This window comes from Latilactobacillus fuchuensis (assembly GCF_900258455.1).
GTDB lineage: Bacteria > Bacillota > Bacilli > Lactobacillales > Lactobacillaceae > Latilactobacillus > Latilactobacillus fuchuensis.
On the sequence record NZ_LT984417.1, the window covers coordinates 47684 to 66405 of the forward strand.

The following is an 18722-nucleotide window of genomic DNA, read 5'->3' on the forward strand; positions in this document are numbered from 1 at the left end:
TTACTTGCTATTTAAGTTTAATGAACTTCTGCATAATGAAAGACAGGGCATAAAGTGTATTAATGGGGGCTAGTTGGGTGGTGACAAAACGATTAATAAAACGGGCATTTATCTTGATTGGTGGGTTCGGGTTAAATATCTTATTAGTGCAACAACTGAATTTATCGAATAATTCGGATAAATTAATACTATTAATGACATTGTTGGTAGCGGGACTAATTATCGAGAGATTATTAAACGAACCAACCGAATAATTGGAATTGGTATACCAAATATATACGGCGATGGTCAATGGTAGTATAATCAAGATAAGAAAATGGTTTAGTGAAGGCGGTGATTCCGATGACTAGTATCATTGATGCGCTACTGGATTGGATTATGATTCATTTTAAGGGGCTCTTAATACTTAGCGCGGTGTTAATCATTGGCGCGCTAATCAGGGGTCTCTACACTGATTGGTTGGGAATAATCGGTTTCATGGTGTTCTTATTAATGCTGAGTTGGCTCAAGGAATGGCGGCGAGATAATCGATGACTCATTTAAAATATGCGTTAATCAATAATGTTAATTATTGCTTGTTACTGCTACTGATTGCCTTTGGGCGCCAGTCTTCAAGCTTGAGTAATCAATTTTACTGGTTTGAAGCAGGCACTTTAATCGCACTAATGATCGGTTATCTATGGCTGTTATCGAAAGTCATTTATCGCAAATATCCCATTTACAATCCGCGAAACTGGCAACGGTCAAAAATCAGTTGGGGTGTCATTATCATTGGCACGCTGGTTGTGATTAGATTGCTATTTGATTTTGAACGTTACTTTGTCTTAATTTGTGGTACGGCGTTCATTATTGGTTTATTACGCGACTACTTCTCAGTTCAAAAGATGGTGGAGGACTGATAATGACCAAACTAAAAATGCTTAACTTAAAATATGCATTGATCAACAATGTTGTCTTTATTTTTCTAATGATTGGGACGTTAATCGGTCAAGTGACGAATCCGAATAAGCCGTTCTATACGGTCGCTTTCGGACTCTCAGTTTTGGTGACAATTGTTTATCTTATAGTTATCCAGCTCGTTTTTTATCGGCACTATCCAAGTTATAATTCGCGGAATTGGGGATTTTCTTAGCTGTTCTTTTATTAACGAGCCAGCCGAGTGTTTACTATTGGCTTGCATTTTGGGTAGTTTGTATGATTCGCGATTATTCTTCAGTGCCCAAAAAAGCTTTCACTTAAACAACCTAAAAAAGCGGCGGAAATCTCAGGATTTCCGCCGCTTTTTGGTCTAATTTTCAGATAGTTGTTCATTTAATTTGAGTAAAGCGTTTTGAAATTCGCCTTGGGCTTCAGGATCTATTTCCTGCGCTTCGGCTTGTTGCATAAAAGTGATTAACTCGGGCGTCACATCGCGAGTCAGTTGGGCAATCGCCCAAGCGGCGGTCCCGCGAATGACGGGCCGTGGGTCGGTGTCAATCAATTGTAAAAGTTGGGGCACAGCCGAACGGTCTTTAACGTTGGCTAACGCGATGATGGCGTTTCGTTGCAACGGTTTTTTACCGCGCCATGAACCGGCTAGGTGTCCAAATTTAACTTTGAATTCTTTATTACCAATCGTTAGGAGCGGTTGGAGTTCTGGCATGACCGATTCTGGATCGGGTTCCATGTCAGGATGGAAATGAAAGTCTTTACCTTTATTAAACGGACAAACCTGTTGGCAAATATCGCAGCCATAAATCACGCTTCGAATTTTAGGCCGATATTCTTCCGGCATGAAACCTTTAGTCTGCGTCTGATAAGACAAGCAACGTTTGGCGTTCAAACGGCCATCGCCCATCAATGCGGATGGTGGACAGTAATCGATACAGCGCGTACAACTGCCACATTGATTACTCATCGGAACGTCGGGTTCGAACGGAATGTTGGTGATAATTTCACCTAGATAAACGTATGAACCGAATTCAGGGGTAATCAATAAACCGTTCAAACCGATGAACCCTAAACCGGCGCGTTGTGCAACGGCCACATCGCTCAGTTCGCCAGTGTCGACCATTGGCTTAAACGTCACCTCGGCATCGTCAGCTGCTAGGTCTTTGATCGCGTCGATTAATTGCGCCATTTTATCACGCAAGATATCGTGATAATCAATGCCCCAAGAAGCGCGTGCAAAGCTGCCGCGTTTAGCACCTGTTCGGGCCGGTTTATTTGCCATTTTCGTCGGATAGGCGAGGGCAATGGCGATAATTGATTTTGGTTGGTCGAAAATCAATTCGGGATAAAGACGTTCTTCTAAAATTTTGTGTTCGAAGCCACTCGAATGGTCATTTTGCTGTTGTTCTTTTAAGCTGGCTTCTAAGTAATCAAAGGGGGCCGCAGTGGTAAACCCAATCTTGTTAATTCCAATCGATTGGCTGGCTGCGATGACTTGTTCTTTAAGGGTTGGCATGGACGACATTAATTCCTTTCAAAAAATCACGTTTCACGTGGAACTGATTAGTTTAAATAAATTTGACGCAAGTCCGCCAAATCGTGATCGGTTAATTTTAAATCGGTCTTTAAATAATTCTGAACGCTACCGGTTTGCGCTTGAATTGCTTTTTTAGCGGTGTTTAAATAATCTAAATCGACCGTCAGTAGCGCATGGACGCTTTGGATGATTGCGGGGTCACTTGTCTTTTGTTTCAAGTCGTTTAAATATTCTTGAATGTAATTGGCAGAAGCTTGATTCGTTAAGAGATAGTCAGCTTGAATCGTGGTTTCGGGAACGCCGAGTGCGCTCAGTAAGAAGGCTGCGCCCATACCAGTGCGATCTTTACCGGCGGAACAATGAAAAAGGAGACTACTATTGTCTTGATCATTGGCTAATAATAATTCGAAGAAGCGGCGGTAGGCCGCTTTAGAGTGTTCTTGATTGATGAGATTATCGTAGACTTTAACCATCCGTTGATACCCAGTAGTCGCATCTTGGCTGAATAACTGATACATCTCTTCTTCACTAGCGGAATTGGCCGTTTCATCAACCGCAAAGACGGGTAACAATTCATAAGTGGTTTGTTGTGGTAAGCGATCTGGTGCAGCCGTTTTTTCATCAACGGATCGAAAATCGACATCGTATTGAAGCCCGTAATCGGCTAGATAGTCCAAATCAGATTGGTTTAAGTTCGCCAAAGTTGCTGAACGAATTAATTTGTGCCATTTAAGTGTGTGACCGTCTGTCGTTTGGTAGCCGCCTAATTCCCTAAAATTACGCCCTTGTTGTAGTGGTAAAATTCGATTTTGCATCAGATAACCCTCCCGTTTTAAACTACTGATATTGTAGCATATTAATTAATTTAACGGTTGAGACTTGTTATTAGTTGTCGATGCACAGTATGATAATAAATAGTGAGAACGGAGTGGATAACATGTTATCATATTTTGAGATTATACCGGGTCAACCGATTCAAGTCAGCGCTTCTGAAAAGCAGGCCAATTGGATTCATTTTGAAGATCCGAGCAAGCACGAAATGTTACATTTTGCTAAAAAATATCATTTACCAGTCACGCTTTTTGAAGTTGCCCAAGATATCAATGAAGTGGCGCGCTATGAAACGTTTACGACCGAAGCCGGTGAACAATTGACCCATGTTTGTTTATTGGTCCCGGTTAAAATGCAGGATACGGAAGAACACGCGGAGTTCATTACGCGACCATTTTCGTTTATTATTAGTGAGCATATTTTGATGACGGTCGGCCACCAACAGTCGGCGTTAGTTGATCAGATGCGCCAGTTGTTAATCGAACAACAACCATTAGAAACGATGGTCTTACGCAGTATTTCGTTAATTTATCAACGTTATTTATCAGCGTTGGATATTGTCGCGCAACAAATTCAACAACTTGAAAAAAACGTTCACGTTTCGACGCGCAATCAAACATTGTACGCGTTAAAAACGTTGCGTAAAAGTGTGGTCTTCCTCGATTTAGGCTTAAAAAGTAATCAACAAATTATGCCGCAAATTAAAGCAACCCGCTTATTTGAATTAGTCGCCAATCAAGCTGACGAACTGTATCGAATTGATATTCAATTTGCCAAATCGGATAAGGCCGTCACGACTTATCGGGAATTATTGGCTCAATTAAGTGATTTATTATCGGATATTATTTCAAATCGTTTGAATAACATCATGAAAACCTTGACCTCGTTGTCAATTATTTTAACGATTCCAACGATGATTGGCGGCTTCTGGGGAATGAACGTCCCAGTGCCACTCAGCCACAGCGGCAAAGGCTTCCTACTATTATTAGGCCTAACCCTAATCATCAGCCTACTAGCGGGTTGGTGGCTAAAAAAGAAAGACTATTTCTAAGGAAGTGCTGACTGAGCTGGTCAACTTCTGCGTATTAGCCTAGTTCCGTGAATAAAGTCCGAACTATCGCCTTTGTTTCCTCAATACTATTTCTAGTGATTAACCATTTTGTAAAAGCCCTTACCTTTTTGCTTGAATTGTCCGCGGTAGCGGTATATTCTTAAGTTAGTAACAATGTGCAAATTGAGATTGAGAAAGCGAGATGAGAATCATGGTTCAAGAATATAAGAAGATATTAGTCCCCGTTGATGGTTCAGAAGAAGCTGAATTAGCTTTGAATAAGGCGGTTCGTGTCGCTAAAATGAATAACGCTCATTTAGATGTTTTGAACGTTTTAGATACAAAACAATTCGCTGGTAGTTACAGTGGGATGCTTTCTGGAGATGCCATTTTCCAAATTTCAGAAGACGCTCAGAATTATTTAAATAGCTTGAAGTACGATATTCAGAATAAGGAACATTTAGAGGATGTTGAAATTCACGTTCGTTTTGGTAGTCCCAAAAACGTGATTGCCCGTGATTTTCCTAATGATCATCAAACCGATTTAATTATGATGGGTTCGACTGGCTTGAACGCCGTTGAACGGATGTTGATGGGTTCTGTAACGGAATACGTTAACCGGAATGCGGTTTGTGACGTCTTAATCGTAAAGACGGATGTTGATAATCAAACTCAAATTAAAGGTCAGAAAAAATAATCATTAAATATAAGTGTCGCTAAAATAACCACTAAAATTAATTTTTGGTGGTTATTTTAGTGGCATTCTTTTTTGTTATCGTATATTGAAACTGAAGGAGTGATTAAAATGACAAATGCCAATTGGATGAACGAAACACCAGCACTATTAGCCTATTATCAAACTGAATGGGGGCGCCCAGAGCACGACGATCAACGGTTATTTGAATTGTTGTGTTTAGAGACTTATCAAGCGGGGTTGAGTTGGCGAACAGTCCTCGCCAAACGTCCTGCTTTTCGTCAAGCATTTCATCAATTTGAAATTGCTAAAGTCGCGGCAATGACGAACGCCGATATCGACCAACTCATGTTGAACCCGGATTTGATTCGCAATCGACGGAAATTAACGGCGACGATTAATAACGCGCAGGTTGTTTTAGCCATTCAACGTGAATTTGGTCAGTTTGCTAAGTATCTATGGCAGTTTGTGGATGACCAACCAATTGTTAATCACCCGGCGACTTGGGCGGCGGTACCAGCGCAATCTCCATTGTCGATCCAAGTCGCGCGCGATTTAAAGAAACGGGGTTGTCAGTTTGTTGGACCGGTCATCATTTACGCCTATTTACAGGGTGCCGGTTTAATCGATGATCATCCGCAAGCGGATTAACAGTAACTCCGGCTTTTGCTTCATTTGTCGATGGTGTATTATGGTAAGTATATATTAAGAATATTTAAAGATAATAAAAGGGGTGCAACCATGGTACAAGATAATGTTCGCCAATTAGCAGATTGGCTTGAAGCAAACATGACCGCAATTTTAGAACGAAAAGTAATGATTAAACCAACTGAAATTTTTGCCGTATTGGATAGCTTTGCTGTTTTAAATAATCCGGTCGCTAAATATTTAGCCATTACCGAAGAAACTTACTATCAATCAGAATCAGATCATAAATTAACCTTGTCAGACGATCGTAAATTATTAATCGACGTCACTGATCGGATTATGGTGACCCATGTCGATGGTATTTTAGCCGACAATAAAGTTAATTTTGAATATAGCCACGAAGCCGTTTATGAAGATCAATATTTGGTTAAACGTGATTTAGAAGTTTTGACGTACGGCTTGGCGGTGATTGGCGCAGTGGCTGCAACGGTTAAACATAATTTAATTCAGGCTGACTTGTCTAAAGATGCCGTGTTGAGTTTGGCATTAGCCGCACAAAATATTGCGAATTGGCAAGCTAAATAATAGTAAAGGTTGGCAAACAGACATGCAGGCAGTCTTGGAGTTACGCGATTTTTCGCAAAAATATCAACGGCGCCAACTTTTTAAACGATTAAATTTACAAATAGGGCGTCAAGAATGTATCGCGATTACGGGACAAAATGGTGCGGGTAAAACCACGTTACTAACCGTTTTGGCGGGACTGACCAACATTAGTCGGGGCCAATTGAAATTAGCACCTAAGATGCGAGTTGGCTACATGGCGGAACAATTAGCGCCAACTGGCTTAACCCCGCGCACTTATTTGCACTTATTGGGTGAAATGAATCGGGTTGATAATCGTTATTTGGATCAACAGATTACCGAATTAGCCTATGAATTTGGGCTAACTGCCTCTTTAGAGGTCCCTTTAAAACAACTCTCACGAGGAAACTTGCAGAAAGTTAATTTCTTGCAGGCGATTTTGAGGACCCCTGATATTTTAATCATGGATGAACCGCTAACCGGTCAAGATGGTCCGACGCAGATGCGCATGATTCATTGGTTAAAGGATTACCGCCAAAAAGGGGGCGCGCTAATCTTAGGGACTAACAACGCTTTTTTGATTGAACAATTAGCGACGACCATCTATGAATTGGATGCGATGCGCTTATTGCCAGTCGAAGAATTACCACAACCGGAAGAAAAAGTGATGCGGCTTGAATTTGCAACGACGCCACGTTCGTTAGCGTTACCAGCAGCGTTGCAACAATTAGCGCTTAAAATCACGGATGGTTCTCGGCGCGTGATTGTTTACGCCAACGTTCACCAAAGTGATGCATTAATTGAAGCGATGCTTAAAAATGGGTTTAGTTTGAGGGGGTTACGCTATGAGGTCCTTTAGTGCACAGTTAAGATTGCACCAACGGGTTTTAATGGACAACGGGAGCTTGTGGGGGCCACTTTTATTCTGGTTGATTATGTTAGCCGTGAACTTTGTTGCTTATCCACAAGATTTTGTTGGCAGTCTCGCCGTCTTATTATTAGGCCTGTTTGTGTTAATGACTTGGTTGACCTACAGTTATATCAATCAATTGCCGATTGGTTTGGAAAAAGTAATCAGTCTGAAATTAAGAAAACGGCGCCGCTTTTATCAAAGTCTATTGTGTTATTTAGCTTTAATCGGCGTCTTCTTCGTCATTCTAGGAATTGGGGCTTCGGCGCTCGGTTTATGGCTACACGGCGCGCGCTATTTCAGTCGAACACTAAATTGGTGGGATTGGTTCGGCGGTTTCTTAATGTTGCTGAGTGTCGTACCGGTTGCGATTACCACCGGTTTAATTTGGCAACGACGGGTCTTGAGTAATCGCCGACTTGCGGGGGTTTTAACGGTATTGATGGTTGTATTAGGGACCTGTGGCGAAGCGATTGTCACTTATTGGCACCCGTATCTCTACATGCTAGGGTTATTGCCACCGATTTCGACGATTGCCCAACTATTTAATACGAGCGTGCACATTGGCATTTTGGATCTCTGTCTAGCCTGGCTAATGAGTTTAGGCTACAGTATTTTCTTATTGATGATTCACCAAGTCGTGTTATCGCACCGGCAATTTTTATTTTAAAAAAACAGACGATTCTCAGCTGAGAATCGTCTGTTTTTTTGATTGTATCCGATAGCATTCGTGTTAGTCAGTCTTCAATAGTTGCTCGAGAACCGGACTGATGCTAGCAGGTGTTTCTTTTGGTTCGAAGCGTTGTACGAACTGCCCATTTTGATCTATCAGAAATTTAGTGAAATTCCATTTAATGTTAGCCCCACCAGAAACGTCGATTAAATAGCGATACAGTGGATCTTGTTGGGCACCATTGACTTTAATTTTATGGTGCATCGGGAAACTAACCCCGTAGTTTTGTTGGCAGAATGTCACAATTTTCTGATCTGAACCGGGATCTTGCATCAAGAATTGATTGCAAGGGAAGCCTAAAATCGTGAACCCTTGATTGCGATAGGTTTGATAAAGTTCTTCTAAACCGGCAAATTGGGGTGTAAAGCCACATTTACTAGCCGTATTGACAATCAGTAGCGCTTGTCCTTGATAACGCGATAACGGATAGGATTCACCCGCAATATCGGTGACGGTAAAATCAGTTATTTTGGTCATTGAAACCCCCTCTTTCTAATTGAGATTAGCTCCAGTATAGACCGGCGGATTAAAAAAAGCGATTTAAGCGGTTTCTGATGAAAATTTGGTGAAAGTGTGGCATGATGATAGGGAACAAGTGAGTAAGGGAGTTATTAGCGAATGACAAAAATTGCAATTGCTGGATCGGGTGCGATGGGCAGTCGATTTGGCTACATGTTACAAGCGGCGGGGAATTCGGTGGTGTTACTTGATAATTGGGCAGCACACGTTCAAGCCATTAACACCAACGGACTAACCGTTAATATTGCGGGGCAAGCACCACTGCAGGTTCAGATTCCAGCAGCGTTGCCGACGGATATTAAAGAGATTCAAGATGTGATTATTTTATTTACGAAATCAATGCAGTTAACGAACATGTTACAAACGATTCAACCGTTAATTGGGCCTAAGACCAAAGTGGTTTGTCTATTAAACGGATTGGGGCATCCAGAAACGATTGAACGGTATCTGCCGAAGACTAATATTTTTGTTGGAATCACTTTATGGACAGCCGGATTAACGGGCCCTGGTGAAATTACATTGAGTGGTTCGGGGAGCGTTGAACTACAAAACGTGGCACCTGATAGTCAAAATGCGGCCAAAGCATTGGTCGAGTTACTGAGTGCGGCCGGATTAAAGGCGCATTATAGTACGGATGTTTTATTTTCAATCTGGCGTAAAGCGTGTGTTAACGGGACTTTAAATAGTCTGTGCGCTTTACTGGATTGTAATATTGCGCAACTGGGACAGACCAGTCAAGCAACGACGCTATTGACCGCAATTGTTGACGAATTTTCGGCCGTCGCTGCGACTGAAGGTGTCGATTTGCAACCGGCTGAGATGTTGGCGCACATTATGCCGTTGTTTAATCCAGAAGAAGCGGGTGATCATTATCCGTCGATGCATCAAGATTTAATTCAACATCACCGGCCAACTGAAATTGATTATTTAAACGGCTATGTCGCGCGGAAGGGAACTGAGCGCGGGATTGCAACACCCGTCAATCAATTGATTACCGAATTAGTTCACACTAAAGAAGCCCTATTAATCGAAAAATAAAGGAGTCGTTTGTTATGTCAGAAAAACGTCAGTTAAATATCGAAGTGGAATCAATGCATTATCAAAAATTATTAATCGCGATTGACGATGACGATACGACGTCATCAAAACGCGCTTTCAACTATGCTTGTACAGTGGCTAAGGCCTATCAGATTCCAATGGGAATTGTTAGTATTTTGGAAACCGGCGATTTGAACATCTATCAATCATTATCACCGAACATCGTTGCTGATCGTCGGTCTGAAATTGCCGCCGATTTGGAAATTTACGTCCAAAAGGCTCAAGAATTTGGTGTCGAAGAAGTCACACCATTCGTCGGTGAAGGCAATCCAGGACACGTGATTGTGGAAGAAATCATTCCTAGCTTCCAACCTGATTTAGTGATTGTCGGTTCAAAAACGAAACCCTCAAAACATCTGATTGGCACGCATGCCAGTTATCTATCAAAATACGCACCATGCTCGGTAACGGTGGTACGTTAAGAAAAGAAGTGTCTGACTGAGCTGGTCAACTTCTGAGTATAGCCTAAACTAGCAATTTATGACGGGCTTAGTCATAAGTTGCTAGTTGTAGCTAGACGGAAGAAGTTAGCTCAGAAGCACGTTAAGAAAAGAAGTGTGTTGAGTTGCGGTTAGCAACTGAGCATTAGCCTAGTTCCGTGCATAAAAAAGCCCTCAAGATAGCTAATCTTGAGGGCTTTTTTGACGGTATCAATATCTAAAAGGATGGCCATTTGGTTATTATTTCTCGGGAAATAATAATTAGTTAAGCATAATGATTGGTTTTAGCGGCGCGATGTCGTATGATACTAAACAACCATGTTTAAGGAGGCTTTTTTAGATGCAAACTGTTCAAAAAGACCAGCAAATTATTTGTCGATTAGAGGTCGGCGATGAAATTATCACTGAATTAAAATATCTGGCAGCCACGATTCCGGATCAGTTTGGCGCGATTTCGGGTATTGGCGCTTGTGATGACGTGACAGTGAGTATCTATTCGACGAGTCGTGACGAGTACGTGGCCACTCGGTCCCAAGAGCAAGTTGAACTATTGAGTTTAAATGGTAATGTGGAAAACGCCGCGGGTAAAATTGCGGTCCATCTACACAGTACGTTTGCCCGGTTAGATACGAGCGTTTTTGGCGGCCATTTAGAACGAGCGGTGATTTCCCGGACCGGTGAATTAGTGATTGATTTAGTGCCGGTCGTTTTAGGCCGCACTGAAGATCATCAAACGAAGTTACAAGTGTTGGATATTCAAAGCTAATCAAATTGTTGATCAAAAAAGCAGCTGAAAAATCTCAGCTGCTTTTTATATTGACTCTTTTTTCGAGACGTGTCGCAAGGTAAAAACCAATCAAACAGCCTAGGCCGTTGAGTAGGATGTCGCTAACGGCAAATGTGCCAAGATAAAAGGCATATTGCAGGATTTCAATCCCTAAAATCGTGAAGCCCGCAATCGCAATCGTCTGTTTCATAACGTTGATCCTCGGATTTTTTTATAATTTAGCTTGGTGAAGCCGTTCTGTAAATTCGGCCATGAAATCGAAATTTTGTTTGTCATCTAAGGTCATTTCAAGCTTGTTTAAGAGCTTACTGAGTAGTTGCTGTTCATCAGCCGTGAGACTGCTAAAAAGGGTCTCAGTAAACTCGTTGCGACCATCTAAGGCTTCTTTAATGATTGAACGGCCTTGGTTAGTGATGAAAACGTGGGTAATTCGTTTATCGTAATGGTCAGATTGACGTTGGATATAGTGTTTGGCCTCCAACTTTTTCAAACATTCGGTGAGTGATGACGGCCGAATATCTAAGGTGTCAGCAAGTTGCCCTTGCATTTGGCCGTTCTCGCGATTAAGTAGTTTAAGAATTCGAATTTGACTGACCGAACGATGGTGTGACGAAAATTGCATGCCATAATAATGGCGATACAGGTGAATCACTTTATTAAAAGTTTGGAACAAATCGTTACTCAGTTCAGTCATGGCGACTCCTTTTTAAGTCTAAATTAATAGTGGTATCATACGCCAAAAAAGCTTGGTAAGCAAGAAACGCCGTCAGGGAATAGTACACCCTGACGGCGTTTTTCAATCGTTTAACGAGCGTTTTCTAAAAAGGTAATCGCTGCTTGATAGTCTGGTTCTTGCGTTTGTTCAACAACCAATTCTTGATAACCAATCTTGCCGGTCGCATCGACGATGAAGATCGAACGTTGTAATGTATTATTACTTGGGACATAAAGGTTCATGGCTTTGCCGAAGCTGAGTTGTTCATCGGAAAGGAGTTGCATGTTATGAACCCCTTCAGCGGCACACCAGTCTTGTTGTTGGGCAACCGTGTTGGTCGAAATGGTGTAAAAATGAATATCGTCGAATTGATCGACGGTCGTATTAAAATGTTTGGTCTGAATGCTGCAGACGCGGGTGTTAATGTCGGGAACAATACTAATCAACGTTAATTGGCCGATTAAGTCATCGCGCGATACTGTTTTGTGTTGTGCTGTTACCAGTTTGAAATCAGGGAGTTGCTCACCAATTGAAGGCGGCGTTCCAATGGTTTCGATTGGTTGGTCATGACGGGTAATTTGCATCTGAATAACCTCATTTCTGTATTAAAAGATTAAGTTAATTGTAAAGGGATTCAATCAATAATACAATTAAACAGGCTTATTAAACCAACAATGGAGGAAACCAATGACAACCACTCAAATTCAAGCACGCTACGCTAAAAAGATGTTTAATCAATTGATTAAAGAAGTGGCGGTGAAACCGATCACGTATGAAATTGTGGATGCAAATCATCGAGCACAAGCGGTATTAATTAGCTATCAAGATTGGCAACAGTATCAATCACTTTTAGCCCAGAAAAAGTAAATCGGCCTTTAGTCTTAATATAGTAATTTAGTTGTAACATTTTTGTAATAGTGACGTGGTACACTAATTACTGTTTGAAAGACTGGGGACCGACTTAGAAACTAAGTGGGTTAATAAATTTAAATGGAGTGGACATGGTGAAAAAAGTTAGTCAATTAGTATTTAGTGCTTTAGCCGTATTATCAATGAGTGCAACGGTAGCTGTCAGTGTTGGGGCCGTTAGCGCCGATACCGTGACAGATACCAAAACTGCAATCAGCACTGCTAGCAGTGAAAATGCAGCCCTTTTGACGAAATTAAACACAGCACAAAACAAAGTGTCTGAGATTAATAACAAAGTTTCTGATAAAGTCATTGCAATTGATGACGCCCAAACTAATATTACAGCGACTAACGCTAAGATTTCGACCATTAGCCAAGACATCGTTAAGACGCAAGCTGAAGTTAAAGCGCGTAAAGCAGTCTTAAAAGAACAAGTTGTTGCTTTGCAAAAGCAAACGGGCAACAGTGTTTCTGGGAATATCTATGTTGACTTCATCGTCAATAGCGATAATTTCTCAGACATGATTGGTCGCGCTTCAGTGATCGGTAAGTTAAACGAAGCCAATAAAGAAGCCATGACATCTGTCACGGATTCAGAAACGAAATTAGCTGATTTAAAGACTGAACAAGTCACTAAAAAAGCCACTTTAGAAACAACTAAAACAACTTTAGAATCAGATAAAACGCAATTAGTGACTTTAAAAACTGATGCCGAAAAGCAACAAGCTGACTTCCAAGAAGAAGTTGACGGTCACCAAACACAATTAGCAACCTTACAAACACAATTAGATGCTCAAACGAAAGCCGCTGTTGAAGCTGCTCAAACAGCAACTGAAACTAAAGCACCAACGACAACGGTTGCGCCAACAACGACTAATAATATCCAAAAAGATGCGCCTAAAGCAACGACTGAAGCACCTAAATCATCTGCTAATACGGGTTCACTTGTCGGTAACGCGTTACAATTTGTTGGCACACCATATGCATGGGGTGGCGCAGCACCTGGTGGTTTTGATTGTTCAGGTTTAGTTTATTACGCTGGTAAATTAGCAGGGATGAACTTACCACGGACATCACAAGCTCAAAGTCAATTAGGCACACAAGTCTCATTATCAGCATTACAACCAGGCGATTTGGTCTTCTGGGGTGGCGTTGGTTCAGCTTACCACGTTGGGATTTACATCGGTGGCGGTTCATACGTCCACGCACCAGCACCTGGTCAAAGCGTAACAACCATGTCAATGCAATATTACAAACCAGACTTTGGTCGTCGTTTGTAAGCTAAAAAAATAACGATTAGAAAGTTTGATTGGGCACATTGCCGGTCAAGCTTTTTTAATAGATAAAGTGTGGTTAATTAACAATGGATAAAAAATTATTAATCATTACCGGTGCGACGGGTAGCGGTAAAACAACGGTCAGTCACTATTTAAAAGAAGCCTACGCAATTCCACAAGTCGTGACCCATACCACGCGGCCGAAACGCCATAATGAAGTGGCGGGGGTCGATTATTATTTTGAGACGCCGGAATCGATGCAAGCCAAGCACTTGATTGAATCGGTGACTTATTCAGGTTATCAATATGGCTCGTCGTATGAAGCTTTAGAATTAGCGTGGCAACAATCGCCATTGATTAGTTTGGTGGTTGATACCCAAGGGGCCAAAACGTATTTAAAGACGTTCCCCCAAGAAGTGATGGTGTTATTCTTGACGGTTTCTGCACCGGATTCGTTAGTGACTCGTTTGCAAAAACGACGCGATTCACCGGAAGCGATTGAGAAACGCTTGGCCAGTGCCGAGTTTAAACGGGATCTAATGGTGCCTAGTGAACTGAATCAACATGCGAAAGTGATTGTTAATGATGATTGGGCGCTTACGAAACAAACGTTAGCCGATCTGATTGCCCAATTAAAGTAAAATAAAAAGGCGTCAGCGCAAAACAGGTTGTTTTGCACTAACGTCTTTTTATTATCACCACTAAGCGAATTGTTTAGTGGTTTGCTTGGTTGGTTTCACTTTAAAGGCTAATTTTTGAATGGCTTGTTCAATTGTAATCCCGCTAGCACTGATTGATTCGTCAGCAGTACTAGTCGCGATAAATTTTTGCGTTTGTGTATCAAGTGAAACGTGGTACCAATTAGTAGTTTGTTCTTGGAATTGCATAGTAAAGTCTCCCTTCGAAAAACGAATGAAACACTGGTAGAAGACCAATGAAGCCGTTTTCTATAAAATCATTTGTACATTATCATAACGCTAAGTTTTTTAAAATGCAACTAATAAGTTTTAAATTGATCTATTTTTAAACCATCTGAGAAGAGAACGGGTATAATAAATGGTAATGATGACACTTGATGCGTGATTGCTAAAACTTTGTTAAACTTAAGCAATCAGTTAGTTGCAGAATTGAAATAGTAGTATGCTAAAATAAGATTTCTGCTAGTGTACCAATTGAGAAGGGAATCAATCAAATGAGTGAGATGACGACGGCTTTAGCCGTTCTAAAAGCCAATGGGTTTAAGATTACGAAACAACGCCGTGAAATGTTGCAATATTTGGCTGAATATGAAAATCATTATATTCCAGTGACTCAAATCGACGAGCATATGCGGTCGATTTTTCCGGGAATGAGTCATAATACGATTTATCGGAATATCAAAGATTTCGAACAGCTGGGCCTAATTGAACAACAGATTCATGGTGAACAAGCCCACGTTAAGTACCAGTGTGATTTTGAACATCGTCATCATCACCATTTTATCTGTCGACAATGTGGGAAAGTCATCGAATTGAAGATGTGCCCACTCGACTTTTTTAGTGAACAATTACCCAATTGTCAGATTGAAGGCCACCGTTTTGAACTATACGGTCTCTGTGACGATTGTCAGACGAATTAGTTTTGAAAGGATGAAAATATTATGGCTTATCATACCCCGCCGATTATTCCGCCAGCGGCCATTATTTCGTTGATTATCGCGATGAGTGCCACCAACGTGGTGGTCAACACCGTGAAACCGGTCCAGTCCGTTAAAACGGAAAAAGTATCGAGTTCAAGTAGCAGTGCATCAGTCACAAGCAGTAGTCAATCGAAACCAAGCTCGGAATCCGTTTCAGAATCGAGTCAATCTAGTGAATCCGTCAGTCAGTCAACGAGTTCGGCTGAAGAGGTCAGTACAAGTAGTGATAGTAGTGCAACGACGGATGAAGATGAGAATACTTCAAGTGTAACGACTTCAACGTCTTCTTCAACGCAAGATGACACAACGGCGGATGCCGCAAGTAGTACGGATTCTAGCAGCACGGATACTACAACGACGCAAACGACTACCGGACAAACAACAACCCAATAGCATGAAGGAGGTGTGCGACAATGTTATCATTACTTGATATTGTTAATCATTATTTTGGTTATTTAAATATTAACGGTCGCGTAAAAAACCGCATTTTTTCGGTGGTTTGTTTACTCGGCGATTTTTATCTATTGTATAAGAGCATCTACTATTTTAGAGCGGCGGCAATTGGCCGGGGCGTTCTAAATTTACTTGTTTTCTTGATATTACTCTATTTTGCCCTCATGAATCTGTATTTCTATTACCGTGGCAAGAATGCGATAGTTGACGTCTCACCTTACGTTGAAAAGGCGTTGGGTGGCGATCCGAATGCACCCCATCCGTTAAACGGGTTGAGTGCTAAACCGAAAGTCATCTCCCAAATTCAACCGGCAACGGGTCTTTTTGAAGAACAAGATTTATTGCCTACTGAATTGACGATGACCGCGGAGCAGACTGAAAAATTAACGACGTTAGTCAATCAATTAATTGAATCAGGCTACATCAGTTTGAACTATTCAGGTTTAGACGACCAAGATATCTATCAACAAGCGCAAAAATTTCAACGGCCGATTTATGCAATCGGCGATAAAGTGGCGATTCCATTTTACGAATTAAAACAAGTTGATCAGCAATGGCTCTTATATGGTGGGATTAACGCGATCGCTAAGGAACCATTGGCAACGATTAAGACGGTGGGATTAACACCGGTCCAACAATTGGCCACTGATTATCAATTAGCCGTTGCCCACACGTGGTTGGTCGGGGGCCCACATAAAATAGCGGGTCGTAGCGGCGTTGTTGAGGGTCACGATCCTTACCAACTCATGGTCCAGATTGCGTACCAAAAACGCAGCTAAACTGGTTGGAGGAAAACTGTTGGAAATCCATAATGAATTTTTAGAGTTAAACTATCGCTATCAATATTATTTATTAGAATTAGTGGCCGATAATGGCGACTACTATTTGACGACGGCCAAAGCAATGAAGATTCTCGGTTTGTCTAAGTTTAAAATTAGTCAATACGTCGAAAATATCAACGTGGATCTCGCCACGATTAGTCCCGAAAGTCATCTCGTAATTAATGGGGACGGGATGTTTGAGAGCCAGCAGATTAATGAAGCGGTTGTCCGTAAGATTCGGTTAGCTTATTTGAAGGATTCCACCTTATTTAAGTTATTGGAATTTAGTTTAATGAATCCGAAACAAACGGAAACGGCCGATTTTTGTGATGCCTTATTCATAGGTAAAACGAAATTTTACGAATTGCGTAAAGAAATGGTTGAAGTGACGAGCCAGTTTGGTCTTGAATTTAGTAAGAATCAGATTGTTGGACCAGAAAATCAAATTCGGCAATTTATTTTTGAAGTTTATTATAGTTATTTTAACGGGATTGAAAAACCATTTGAAATGCTCCAAGAGACTGTTGATCAAATCGTAACCGCGATTGGTCAGCAATATCAAATTGAATTGTTACCCACAACGGATACCAAACTCGAAATCTTCGTAAAAGTTCAATATTTACGAATGCGGGGCAAGGCAAGTGTAGATGGTCGTCTGTTGGCGGTTGATTTTAAAGAGACCCAACCGGTTGTTTGGCAGACCATGCTAACGATTTTAACCGAACATTATCAACTATTGAACGTGCCACTTGAAGCGGAAGCAGAAAGTTTGTTGACGTTCTTATTTGCGGAAGGCTATTTAACGTTAACGACTAATTATCTGGATGCGGGCTTACAAACTCAAATTTTAGAAAAAAGTGAACAATTTTTAAACCAAGTTCGTTTGGGATTAGAGCGGCGACCAATCCAATCGGCAGAATTTGACGAAGCGTTAGACCGATTGAAAGGTCATTTGGATCAAATTCATATGCGGATGCTGACTTTTTACGTTGAACCCACGACGTTTATTGATGAAAATCAACTGGCCTATTTTGCTGAATCCAATCCACTTTTCCATCAAATTATTCAAGATTTTATGAATCAACAAAAAACATTGGCTTGGCGAAAACAGGCTAGCTTGTACTATGACTACATGTTTGCGTGTATTGAAGATATCCCGTTGAGAATTTTGAAGGATCGTGTTTATATTTGCGTGGATTTCTCGCAAGGTAAACTATATAATCAATATATGCGCAAGATGGTCAACTACTTTAACAATTTAAACATTGAACTACAAACCACCATTAATGAACAAACTGATTTGTATCTATCGGATTTTTATTCTAGTGCCTTAACTTGCGAACAATTAATTTGGAAAAATCCGCCAACCGTGCATAATTGGCAACAATTTGGGGATATTGTGGTGGCGCTTAAGAAGGAGAAGTTATGAAAAAGGGGACGACTTTACTTTCATTAACTATTTTAAGCCTAGGGGTTTATCGTTTTTCACAGGGCTTTTTACGCCAACAAGTGCAACAGGTAACGGCGGCAACGGTCGCTGTTGGTCAGCCGGTTCAATCAGTTCCGATTACGGGTGGGGAAATCAACATTACCGTCAAGAGCTATCCGAAGGCTACGACTATTAAACCCACGACACCGGATGAATCGAGTGATTCAAGCGAATCGGAACAATCGAGTCCGACAACGCAAGAACCCGCTGGACAACAATTCGGTCAGACGACGACTGAATCGACTAAGCGAACAACGGTGATTCAACCGGCAGCCCCAGTGGCGCCTAATTCAGCCACTAATCAAGAATCGAAACAAACCGCCCAACCGGCGGCTATTTTGGCGGGCACAACGAACGGTCAAGCGGCGCCAAAATCAAAGTTACAACAAAAACCAACGATGAGCAGTCAGCAGGCAACGTCTGAATCAACAACTGCTAAAACGAAACAACGTCGTGATTTTAAGAAACATCATGCGCAAGTCGAAAAAGACATTGTCGCTTTCCAAGGGGGTTCTGGTTCACCAGCGCCTGGCGGGAGTGGTGGTGCAAGTACACATGTGGGCGTTATTTTCGGGGAGTTAGCTGGCCGTAGTTTATTTGCAGTTCGGAATGATTAG

27 protein-coding genes are annotated in these 18722 nt (G+C 41.4%); 20 read left to right on the forward strand and 7 right to left on the reverse strand.

Features of this window, described 5'->3' with window-relative positions:
• Nucleotides 1–80: 80 nt before the first annotated feature.
• From LFUMFP_RS09780 to LFUMFP_RS00235, 3 genes are all read left to right on the forward strand, one after another.
• Nucleotides 81–254 (forward strand): hypothetical protein, encoded by a 174-nt coding sequence (locus LFUMFP_RS09780; protein ID WP_156403266.1) that lies wholly within the window; start codon nucleotides 81–83, stop codon nucleotides 252–254.
• A 276-nt stretch (nucleotides 255–530) separates the two neighbouring features.
• Complete coding sequence (locus LFUMFP_RS00230) at nucleotides 531–899, forward strand: hypothetical protein (RefSeq protein WP_025082766.1); 369 nt, start codon at nucleotides 531–533, stop codon at nucleotides 897–899.
• Between the two features lie 2 nt (nucleotides 900–901).
• On the forward strand, nucleotides 902–1132 hold the full coding sequence (locus LFUMFP_RS00235) for a hypothetical protein (protein ID WP_106482801.1): 231 nt from the start codon (nucleotides 902–904) through the stop codon (nucleotides 1130–1132).
• Between the two features lie 156 nt (nucleotides 1133–1288).
• On the opposite strand, the gene queG is transcribed toward LFUMFP_RS00235, so the two are convergent.
• Together queG and LFUMFP_RS00245 are read right to left on the reverse strand one after the other, a co-directional pair.
• Nucleotides 1289–2446: a tRNA epoxyqueuosine(34) reductase QueG gene (gene queG, locus LFUMFP_RS00240; protein WP_056950007.1), complete on the reverse strand. Its 1158-nt coding sequence runs from the start codon at nucleotides 2444–2446 to the stop codon at nucleotides 1289–1291.
• Nucleotides 2447–2493: 47 nt separating this feature from the next.
• Nucleotides 2494–3282 (reverse strand): tyrosine-protein phosphatase, encoded by a 789-nt coding sequence (locus LFUMFP_RS00245; RefSeq protein ID WP_199190543.1) that lies wholly within the window; start codon nucleotides 3280–3282, stop codon nucleotides 2494–2496.
• 122 nt (nucleotides 3283–3404) lie between these two features.
• On the opposite strand from LFUMFP_RS00245, the gene LFUMFP_RS00250 reads away from it, so the two are divergent.
• The 6 genes from LFUMFP_RS00250 (at nucleotide 3405) to LFUMFP_RS00275 (ending at nucleotide 7856) form a co-directional block, all read left to right on the forward strand.
• Entirely contained in the window at nucleotides 3405–4349 is a 945-nt protein-coding gene (locus LFUMFP_RS00250; protein ID WP_106482802.1) for a magnesium transporter CorA family protein, read from the forward strand.
• 211 nt (nucleotides 4350–4560) lie between these two features.
• Nucleotides 4561–5046: a universal stress protein gene (locus tag LFUMFP_RS00255; RefSeq protein WP_025082762.1), complete on the forward strand. Its 486-nt coding sequence runs from the start codon at nucleotides 4561–4563 to the stop codon at nucleotides 5044–5046.
• 108 nt (nucleotides 5047–5154) lie between these two features.
• A complete protein-coding gene (locus LFUMFP_RS00260) occupies nucleotides 5155–5694 on the forward strand; it encodes a DNA-3-methyladenine glycosylase I (protein WP_025082761.1) in 540 nt (179 codons plus the stop codon).
• 90 nt (nucleotides 5695–5784) lie between these two features.
• Nucleotides 5785–6276 (forward strand): hypothetical protein, encoded by a 492-nt coding sequence (locus LFUMFP_RS00265; RefSeq protein WP_025082760.1) that lies wholly within the window; start codon nucleotides 5785–5787, stop codon nucleotides 6274–6276.
• Nucleotides 6277–6298: 22 nt separating this feature from the next.
• Nucleotides 6299–7135, forward strand: coding sequence for an ATP-binding cassette domain-containing protein (locus tag LFUMFP_RS00270; protein ID WP_025082759.1), 837 nt, complete (start codon nucleotides 6299–6301; stop codon nucleotides 7133–7135).
• Nucleotides 7122–7856, forward strand: a complete 735-nt coding sequence (locus LFUMFP_RS00275) for a hypothetical protein (protein ID WP_025082758.1) — start codon at nucleotides 7122–7124, stop codon at nucleotides 7854–7856. Before LFUMFP_RS00270 ends, LFUMFP_RS00275 begins: the two co-directional genes overlap by 14 nt.
• 63 nt (nucleotides 7857–7919) lie before the next feature.
• Here LFUMFP_RS00275 and LFUMFP_RS00280 read toward each other — a convergent pair whose 3' ends face one another.
• Entirely contained in the window at nucleotides 7920–8396 is a 477-nt protein-coding gene (locus tag LFUMFP_RS00280; protein WP_106482803.1) for a glutathione peroxidase, read from the reverse strand.
• A 141-nt stretch (nucleotides 8397–8537) separates the two neighbouring features.
• On the opposite strand from LFUMFP_RS00280, the gene LFUMFP_RS00285 reads away from it, so the two are divergent.
• The 3 genes from LFUMFP_RS00285 to LFUMFP_RS00295 all read left to right on the forward strand — a co-directional run bounded on the left by LFUMFP_RS00285 (nucleotide 8538) and on the right by LFUMFP_RS00295 (nucleotide 10742).
• The gene (locus tag LFUMFP_RS00285) at nucleotides 8538–9476 is read left to right on the forward strand and encodes a 2-dehydropantoate 2-reductase (protein WP_106482804.1); all 939 of its coding nucleotides are present in this window, start codon (nucleotides 8538–8540) and stop codon (nucleotides 9474–9476) included.
• A 14-nt stretch (nucleotides 9477–9490) separates the two neighbouring features.
• On the forward strand, nucleotides 9491–9958 hold the full coding sequence (locus LFUMFP_RS00290; RefSeq protein ID WP_025082755.1) for a universal stress protein: 468 nt from the start codon (nucleotides 9491–9493) through the stop codon (nucleotides 9956–9958).
• A 358-nt stretch (nucleotides 9959–10316) separates the two neighbouring features.
• A complete protein-coding gene (locus LFUMFP_RS00295; RefSeq protein WP_106482805.1) occupies nucleotides 10317–10742 on the forward strand; it encodes a PPC domain-containing DNA-binding protein in 426 nt (141 codons plus the stop codon).
• 34 nt (nucleotides 10743–10776) lie between these two features.
• Here LFUMFP_RS00295 and LFUMFP_RS00300 read toward each other — a convergent pair whose 3' ends face one another.
• The 3 genes from LFUMFP_RS00300 to tpx all read right to left on the reverse strand — a co-directional run bounded on the left by LFUMFP_RS00300 (nucleotide 10777) and on the right by tpx (nucleotide 12062).
• Nucleotides 10777–10953 (reverse strand): VanZ family protein, encoded by a 177-nt coding sequence (locus tag LFUMFP_RS00300; protein ID WP_233210601.1) that lies wholly within the window; start codon nucleotides 10951–10953, stop codon nucleotides 10777–10779.
• A 21-nt stretch (nucleotides 10954–10974) separates the two neighbouring features.
• Nucleotides 10975–11457: a MarR family winged helix-turn-helix transcriptional regulator gene (locus LFUMFP_RS00305; protein WP_106482806.1), complete on the reverse strand. Its 483-nt coding sequence runs from the start codon at nucleotides 11455–11457 to the stop codon at nucleotides 10975–10977.
• Nucleotides 11458–11567: 110 nt separating this feature from the next.
• Complete coding sequence (tpx, locus tag LFUMFP_RS00310; protein WP_025082751.1) at nucleotides 11568–12062, reverse strand: thiol peroxidase; 495 nt, start codon at nucleotides 12060–12062, stop codon at nucleotides 11568–11570.
• A gap of 103 nt (nucleotides 12063–12165) precedes the next feature.
• Here tpx and LFUMFP_RS00315 point away from each other — a divergent pair, with 103 nt between their 5' ends.
• The 3 genes from LFUMFP_RS00315 to LFUMFP_RS00325 all read left to right on the forward strand — a co-directional run bounded on the left by LFUMFP_RS00315 (nucleotide 12166) and on the right by LFUMFP_RS00325 (nucleotide 14305).
• Nucleotides 12166–12345, forward strand: coding sequence for a type II toxin-antitoxin system Phd/YefM family antitoxin (locus tag LFUMFP_RS00315; protein ID WP_025082750.1), 180 nt, complete (start codon nucleotides 12166–12168; stop codon nucleotides 12343–12345).
• A 134-nt stretch (nucleotides 12346–12479) separates the two neighbouring features.
• Nucleotides 12480–13667, forward strand: a complete 1188-nt coding sequence (locus tag LFUMFP_RS00320) for a C40 family peptidase (RefSeq protein WP_199190545.1) — start codon at nucleotides 12480–12482, stop codon at nucleotides 13665–13667.
• An 83-nt stretch (nucleotides 13668–13750) separates the two neighbouring features.
• Nucleotides 13751–14305 (forward strand): guanylate kinase, encoded by a 555-nt coding sequence (locus LFUMFP_RS00325; RefSeq protein ID WP_025082748.1) that lies wholly within the window; start codon nucleotides 13751–13753, stop codon nucleotides 14303–14305.
• Between the two features lie 60 nt (nucleotides 14306–14365).
• Here LFUMFP_RS00325 and LFUMFP_RS00330 read toward each other — a convergent pair whose 3' ends face one another.
• Nucleotides 14366–14551 carry a hypothetical protein gene (locus tag LFUMFP_RS00330; protein ID WP_025082747.1) on the reverse strand — a complete coding sequence of 62 codons (186 nt, stop codon included), beginning with the start codon at nucleotides 14549–14551 and terminating at the stop codon, nucleotides 14366–14368.
• A gap of 305 nt (nucleotides 14552–14856) precedes the next feature.
• On the opposite strand from LFUMFP_RS00330, the gene LFUMFP_RS00335 reads away from it, so the two are divergent.
• Genes LFUMFP_RS00335 through LFUMFP_RS10040 form a run of 5 tightly spaced genes read left to right on the forward strand, consistent with a single transcriptional unit; the run spans nucleotide 14857 to nucleotide 18722 of the window.
• Entirely contained in the window at nucleotides 14857–15282 is a 426-nt protein-coding gene (locus LFUMFP_RS00335) for a Fur family transcriptional regulator (RefSeq protein ID WP_025082746.1), read from the forward strand.
• 21 nt (nucleotides 15283–15303) lie between these two features.
• The gene (locus LFUMFP_RS00340) at nucleotides 15304–15735 is read left to right on the forward strand and encodes a hypothetical protein (RefSeq protein WP_025082745.1); all 432 of its coding nucleotides are present in this window, start codon (nucleotides 15304–15306) and stop codon (nucleotides 15733–15735) included.
• A gap of 20 nt (nucleotides 15736–15755) precedes the next feature.
• Nucleotides 15756–16574 carry a DUF6681 family protein gene (locus LFUMFP_RS00345; RefSeq protein ID WP_025082744.1) on the forward strand — a complete coding sequence of 273 codons (819 nt, stop codon included), beginning with the start codon at nucleotides 15756–15758 and terminating at the stop codon, nucleotides 16572–16574.
• A 19-nt stretch (nucleotides 16575–16593) separates the two neighbouring features.
• Nucleotides 16594–18045: a helix-turn-helix domain-containing protein gene (locus LFUMFP_RS00350; protein ID WP_025082743.1), complete on the forward strand. Its 1452-nt coding sequence runs from the start codon at nucleotides 16594–16596 to the stop codon at nucleotides 18043–18045.
• Nucleotides 18042–18722: a hypothetical protein gene (locus LFUMFP_RS10040; RefSeq protein WP_025082742.1), complete on the forward strand. Its 681-nt coding sequence runs from the start codon at nucleotides 18042–18044 to the stop codon at nucleotides 18720–18722. Before LFUMFP_RS00350 ends, LFUMFP_RS10040 begins: the two co-directional genes overlap by 4 nt.

Coding starts and splice junctions, on each gene's coding strand:
- LFUMFP_RS00320 (WP_199190545.1), top strand. CDS start 12,480: ATGGTGAAAAAAGTTAGTCAATTAGTATTTAGTGCTTTAGCCGTATTA.
- LFUMFP_RS00305 (WP_106482806.1), bottom strand. CDS start 11,457: ATGACTGAACTGAGTAACGATTTGTTCCAAACTTTTAATAAAGTGATT.
- LFUMFP_RS00300 (WP_233210601.1), bottom strand. CDS start 10,953: ATGAAACAGACGATTGCGATTGCGGGCTTCACGATTTTAGGGATTGAA.
- LFUMFP_RS00265 (WP_025082760.1), top strand. CDS start 5,785: ATGGTACAAGATAATGTTCGCCAATTAGCAGATTGGCTTGAAGCAAAC.
- queG (WP_056950007.1), bottom strand. CDS start 2,446: ATGCCAACCCTTAAAGAACAAGTCATCGCAGCCAGCCAATCGATTGGA.
- LFUMFP_RS00245 (WP_199190543.1), bottom strand. CDS start 3,282: ATGCAAAATCGAATTTTACCACTACAACAAGGGCGTAATTTTAGGGAA.
- LFUMFP_RS00270 (WP_025082759.1), top strand. CDS start 6,299: ATGCAGGCAGTCTTGGAGTTACGCGATTTTTCGCAAAAATATCAACGG.
- LFUMFP_RS00235 (WP_106482801.1), top strand. CDS start 902: ATGACCAAACTAAAAATGCTTAACTTAAAATATGCATTGATCAACAAT.
- LFUMFP_RS00330 (WP_025082747.1), bottom strand. CDS start 14,551: ATGCAATTCCAAGAACAAACTACTAATTGGTACCACGTTTCACTTGAT.
- LFUMFP_RS00260 (WP_025082761.1), top strand. CDS start 5,155: ATGACAAATGCCAATTGGATGAACGAAACACCAGCACTATTAGCCTAT.
- LFUMFP_RS00325 (WP_025082748.1), top strand. CDS start 13,751: ATGGATAAAAAATTATTAATCATTACCGGTGCGACGGGTAGCGGTAAA.
- LFUMFP_RS00290 (WP_025082755.1), top strand. CDS start 9,491: ATGTCAGAAAAACGTCAGTTAAATATCGAAGTGGAATCAATGCATTAT.
- LFUMFP_RS00250 (WP_106482802.1), top strand. CDS start 3,405: ATGTTATCATATTTTGAGATTATACCGGGTCAACCGATTCAAGTCAGC.
- LFUMFP_RS00315 (WP_025082750.1), top strand. CDS start 12,166: ATGACAACCACTCAAATTCAAGCACGCTACGCTAAAAAGATGTTTAAT.
- LFUMFP_RS00255 (WP_025082762.1), top strand. CDS start 4,561: ATGGTTCAAGAATATAAGAAGATATTAGTCCCCGTTGATGGTTCAGAA.
- LFUMFP_RS00285 (WP_106482804.1), top strand. CDS start 8,538: ATGACAAAAATTGCAATTGCTGGATCGGGTGCGATGGGCAGTCGATTT.
- LFUMFP_RS00295 (WP_106482805.1), top strand. CDS start 10,317: ATGCAAACTGTTCAAAAAGACCAGCAAATTATTTGTCGATTAGAGGTC.
- LFUMFP_RS00275 (WP_025082758.1), top strand. CDS start 7,122: ATGAGGTCCTTTAGTGCACAGTTAAGATTGCACCAACGGGTTTTAATG.
- LFUMFP_RS00280 (WP_106482803.1), bottom strand. CDS start 8,396: ATGACCAAAATAACTGATTTTACCGTCACCGATATTGCGGGTGAATCC.
- tpx (WP_025082751.1), bottom strand. CDS start 12,062: ATGCAAATTACCCGTCATGACCAACCAATCGAAACCATTGGAACGCCG.
- LFUMFP_RS00340 (WP_025082745.1), top strand. CDS start 15,304: ATGGCTTATCATACCCCGCCGATTATTCCGCCAGCGGCCATTATTTCG.
- LFUMFP_RS10040 (WP_025082742.1), top strand. CDS start 18,042: ATGAAAAAGGGGACGACTTTACTTTCATTAACTATTTTAAGCCTAGGG.
- LFUMFP_RS00345 (WP_025082744.1), top strand. CDS start 15,756: ATGTTATCATTACTTGATATTGTTAATCATTATTTTGGTTATTTAAAT.
- LFUMFP_RS00335 (WP_025082746.1), top strand. CDS start 14,857: ATGAGTGAGATGACGACGGCTTTAGCCGTTCTAAAAGCCAATGGGTTT.
- LFUMFP_RS00230 (WP_025082766.1), top strand. CDS start 531: ATGACTCATTTAAAATATGCGTTAATCAATAATGTTAATTATTGCTTG.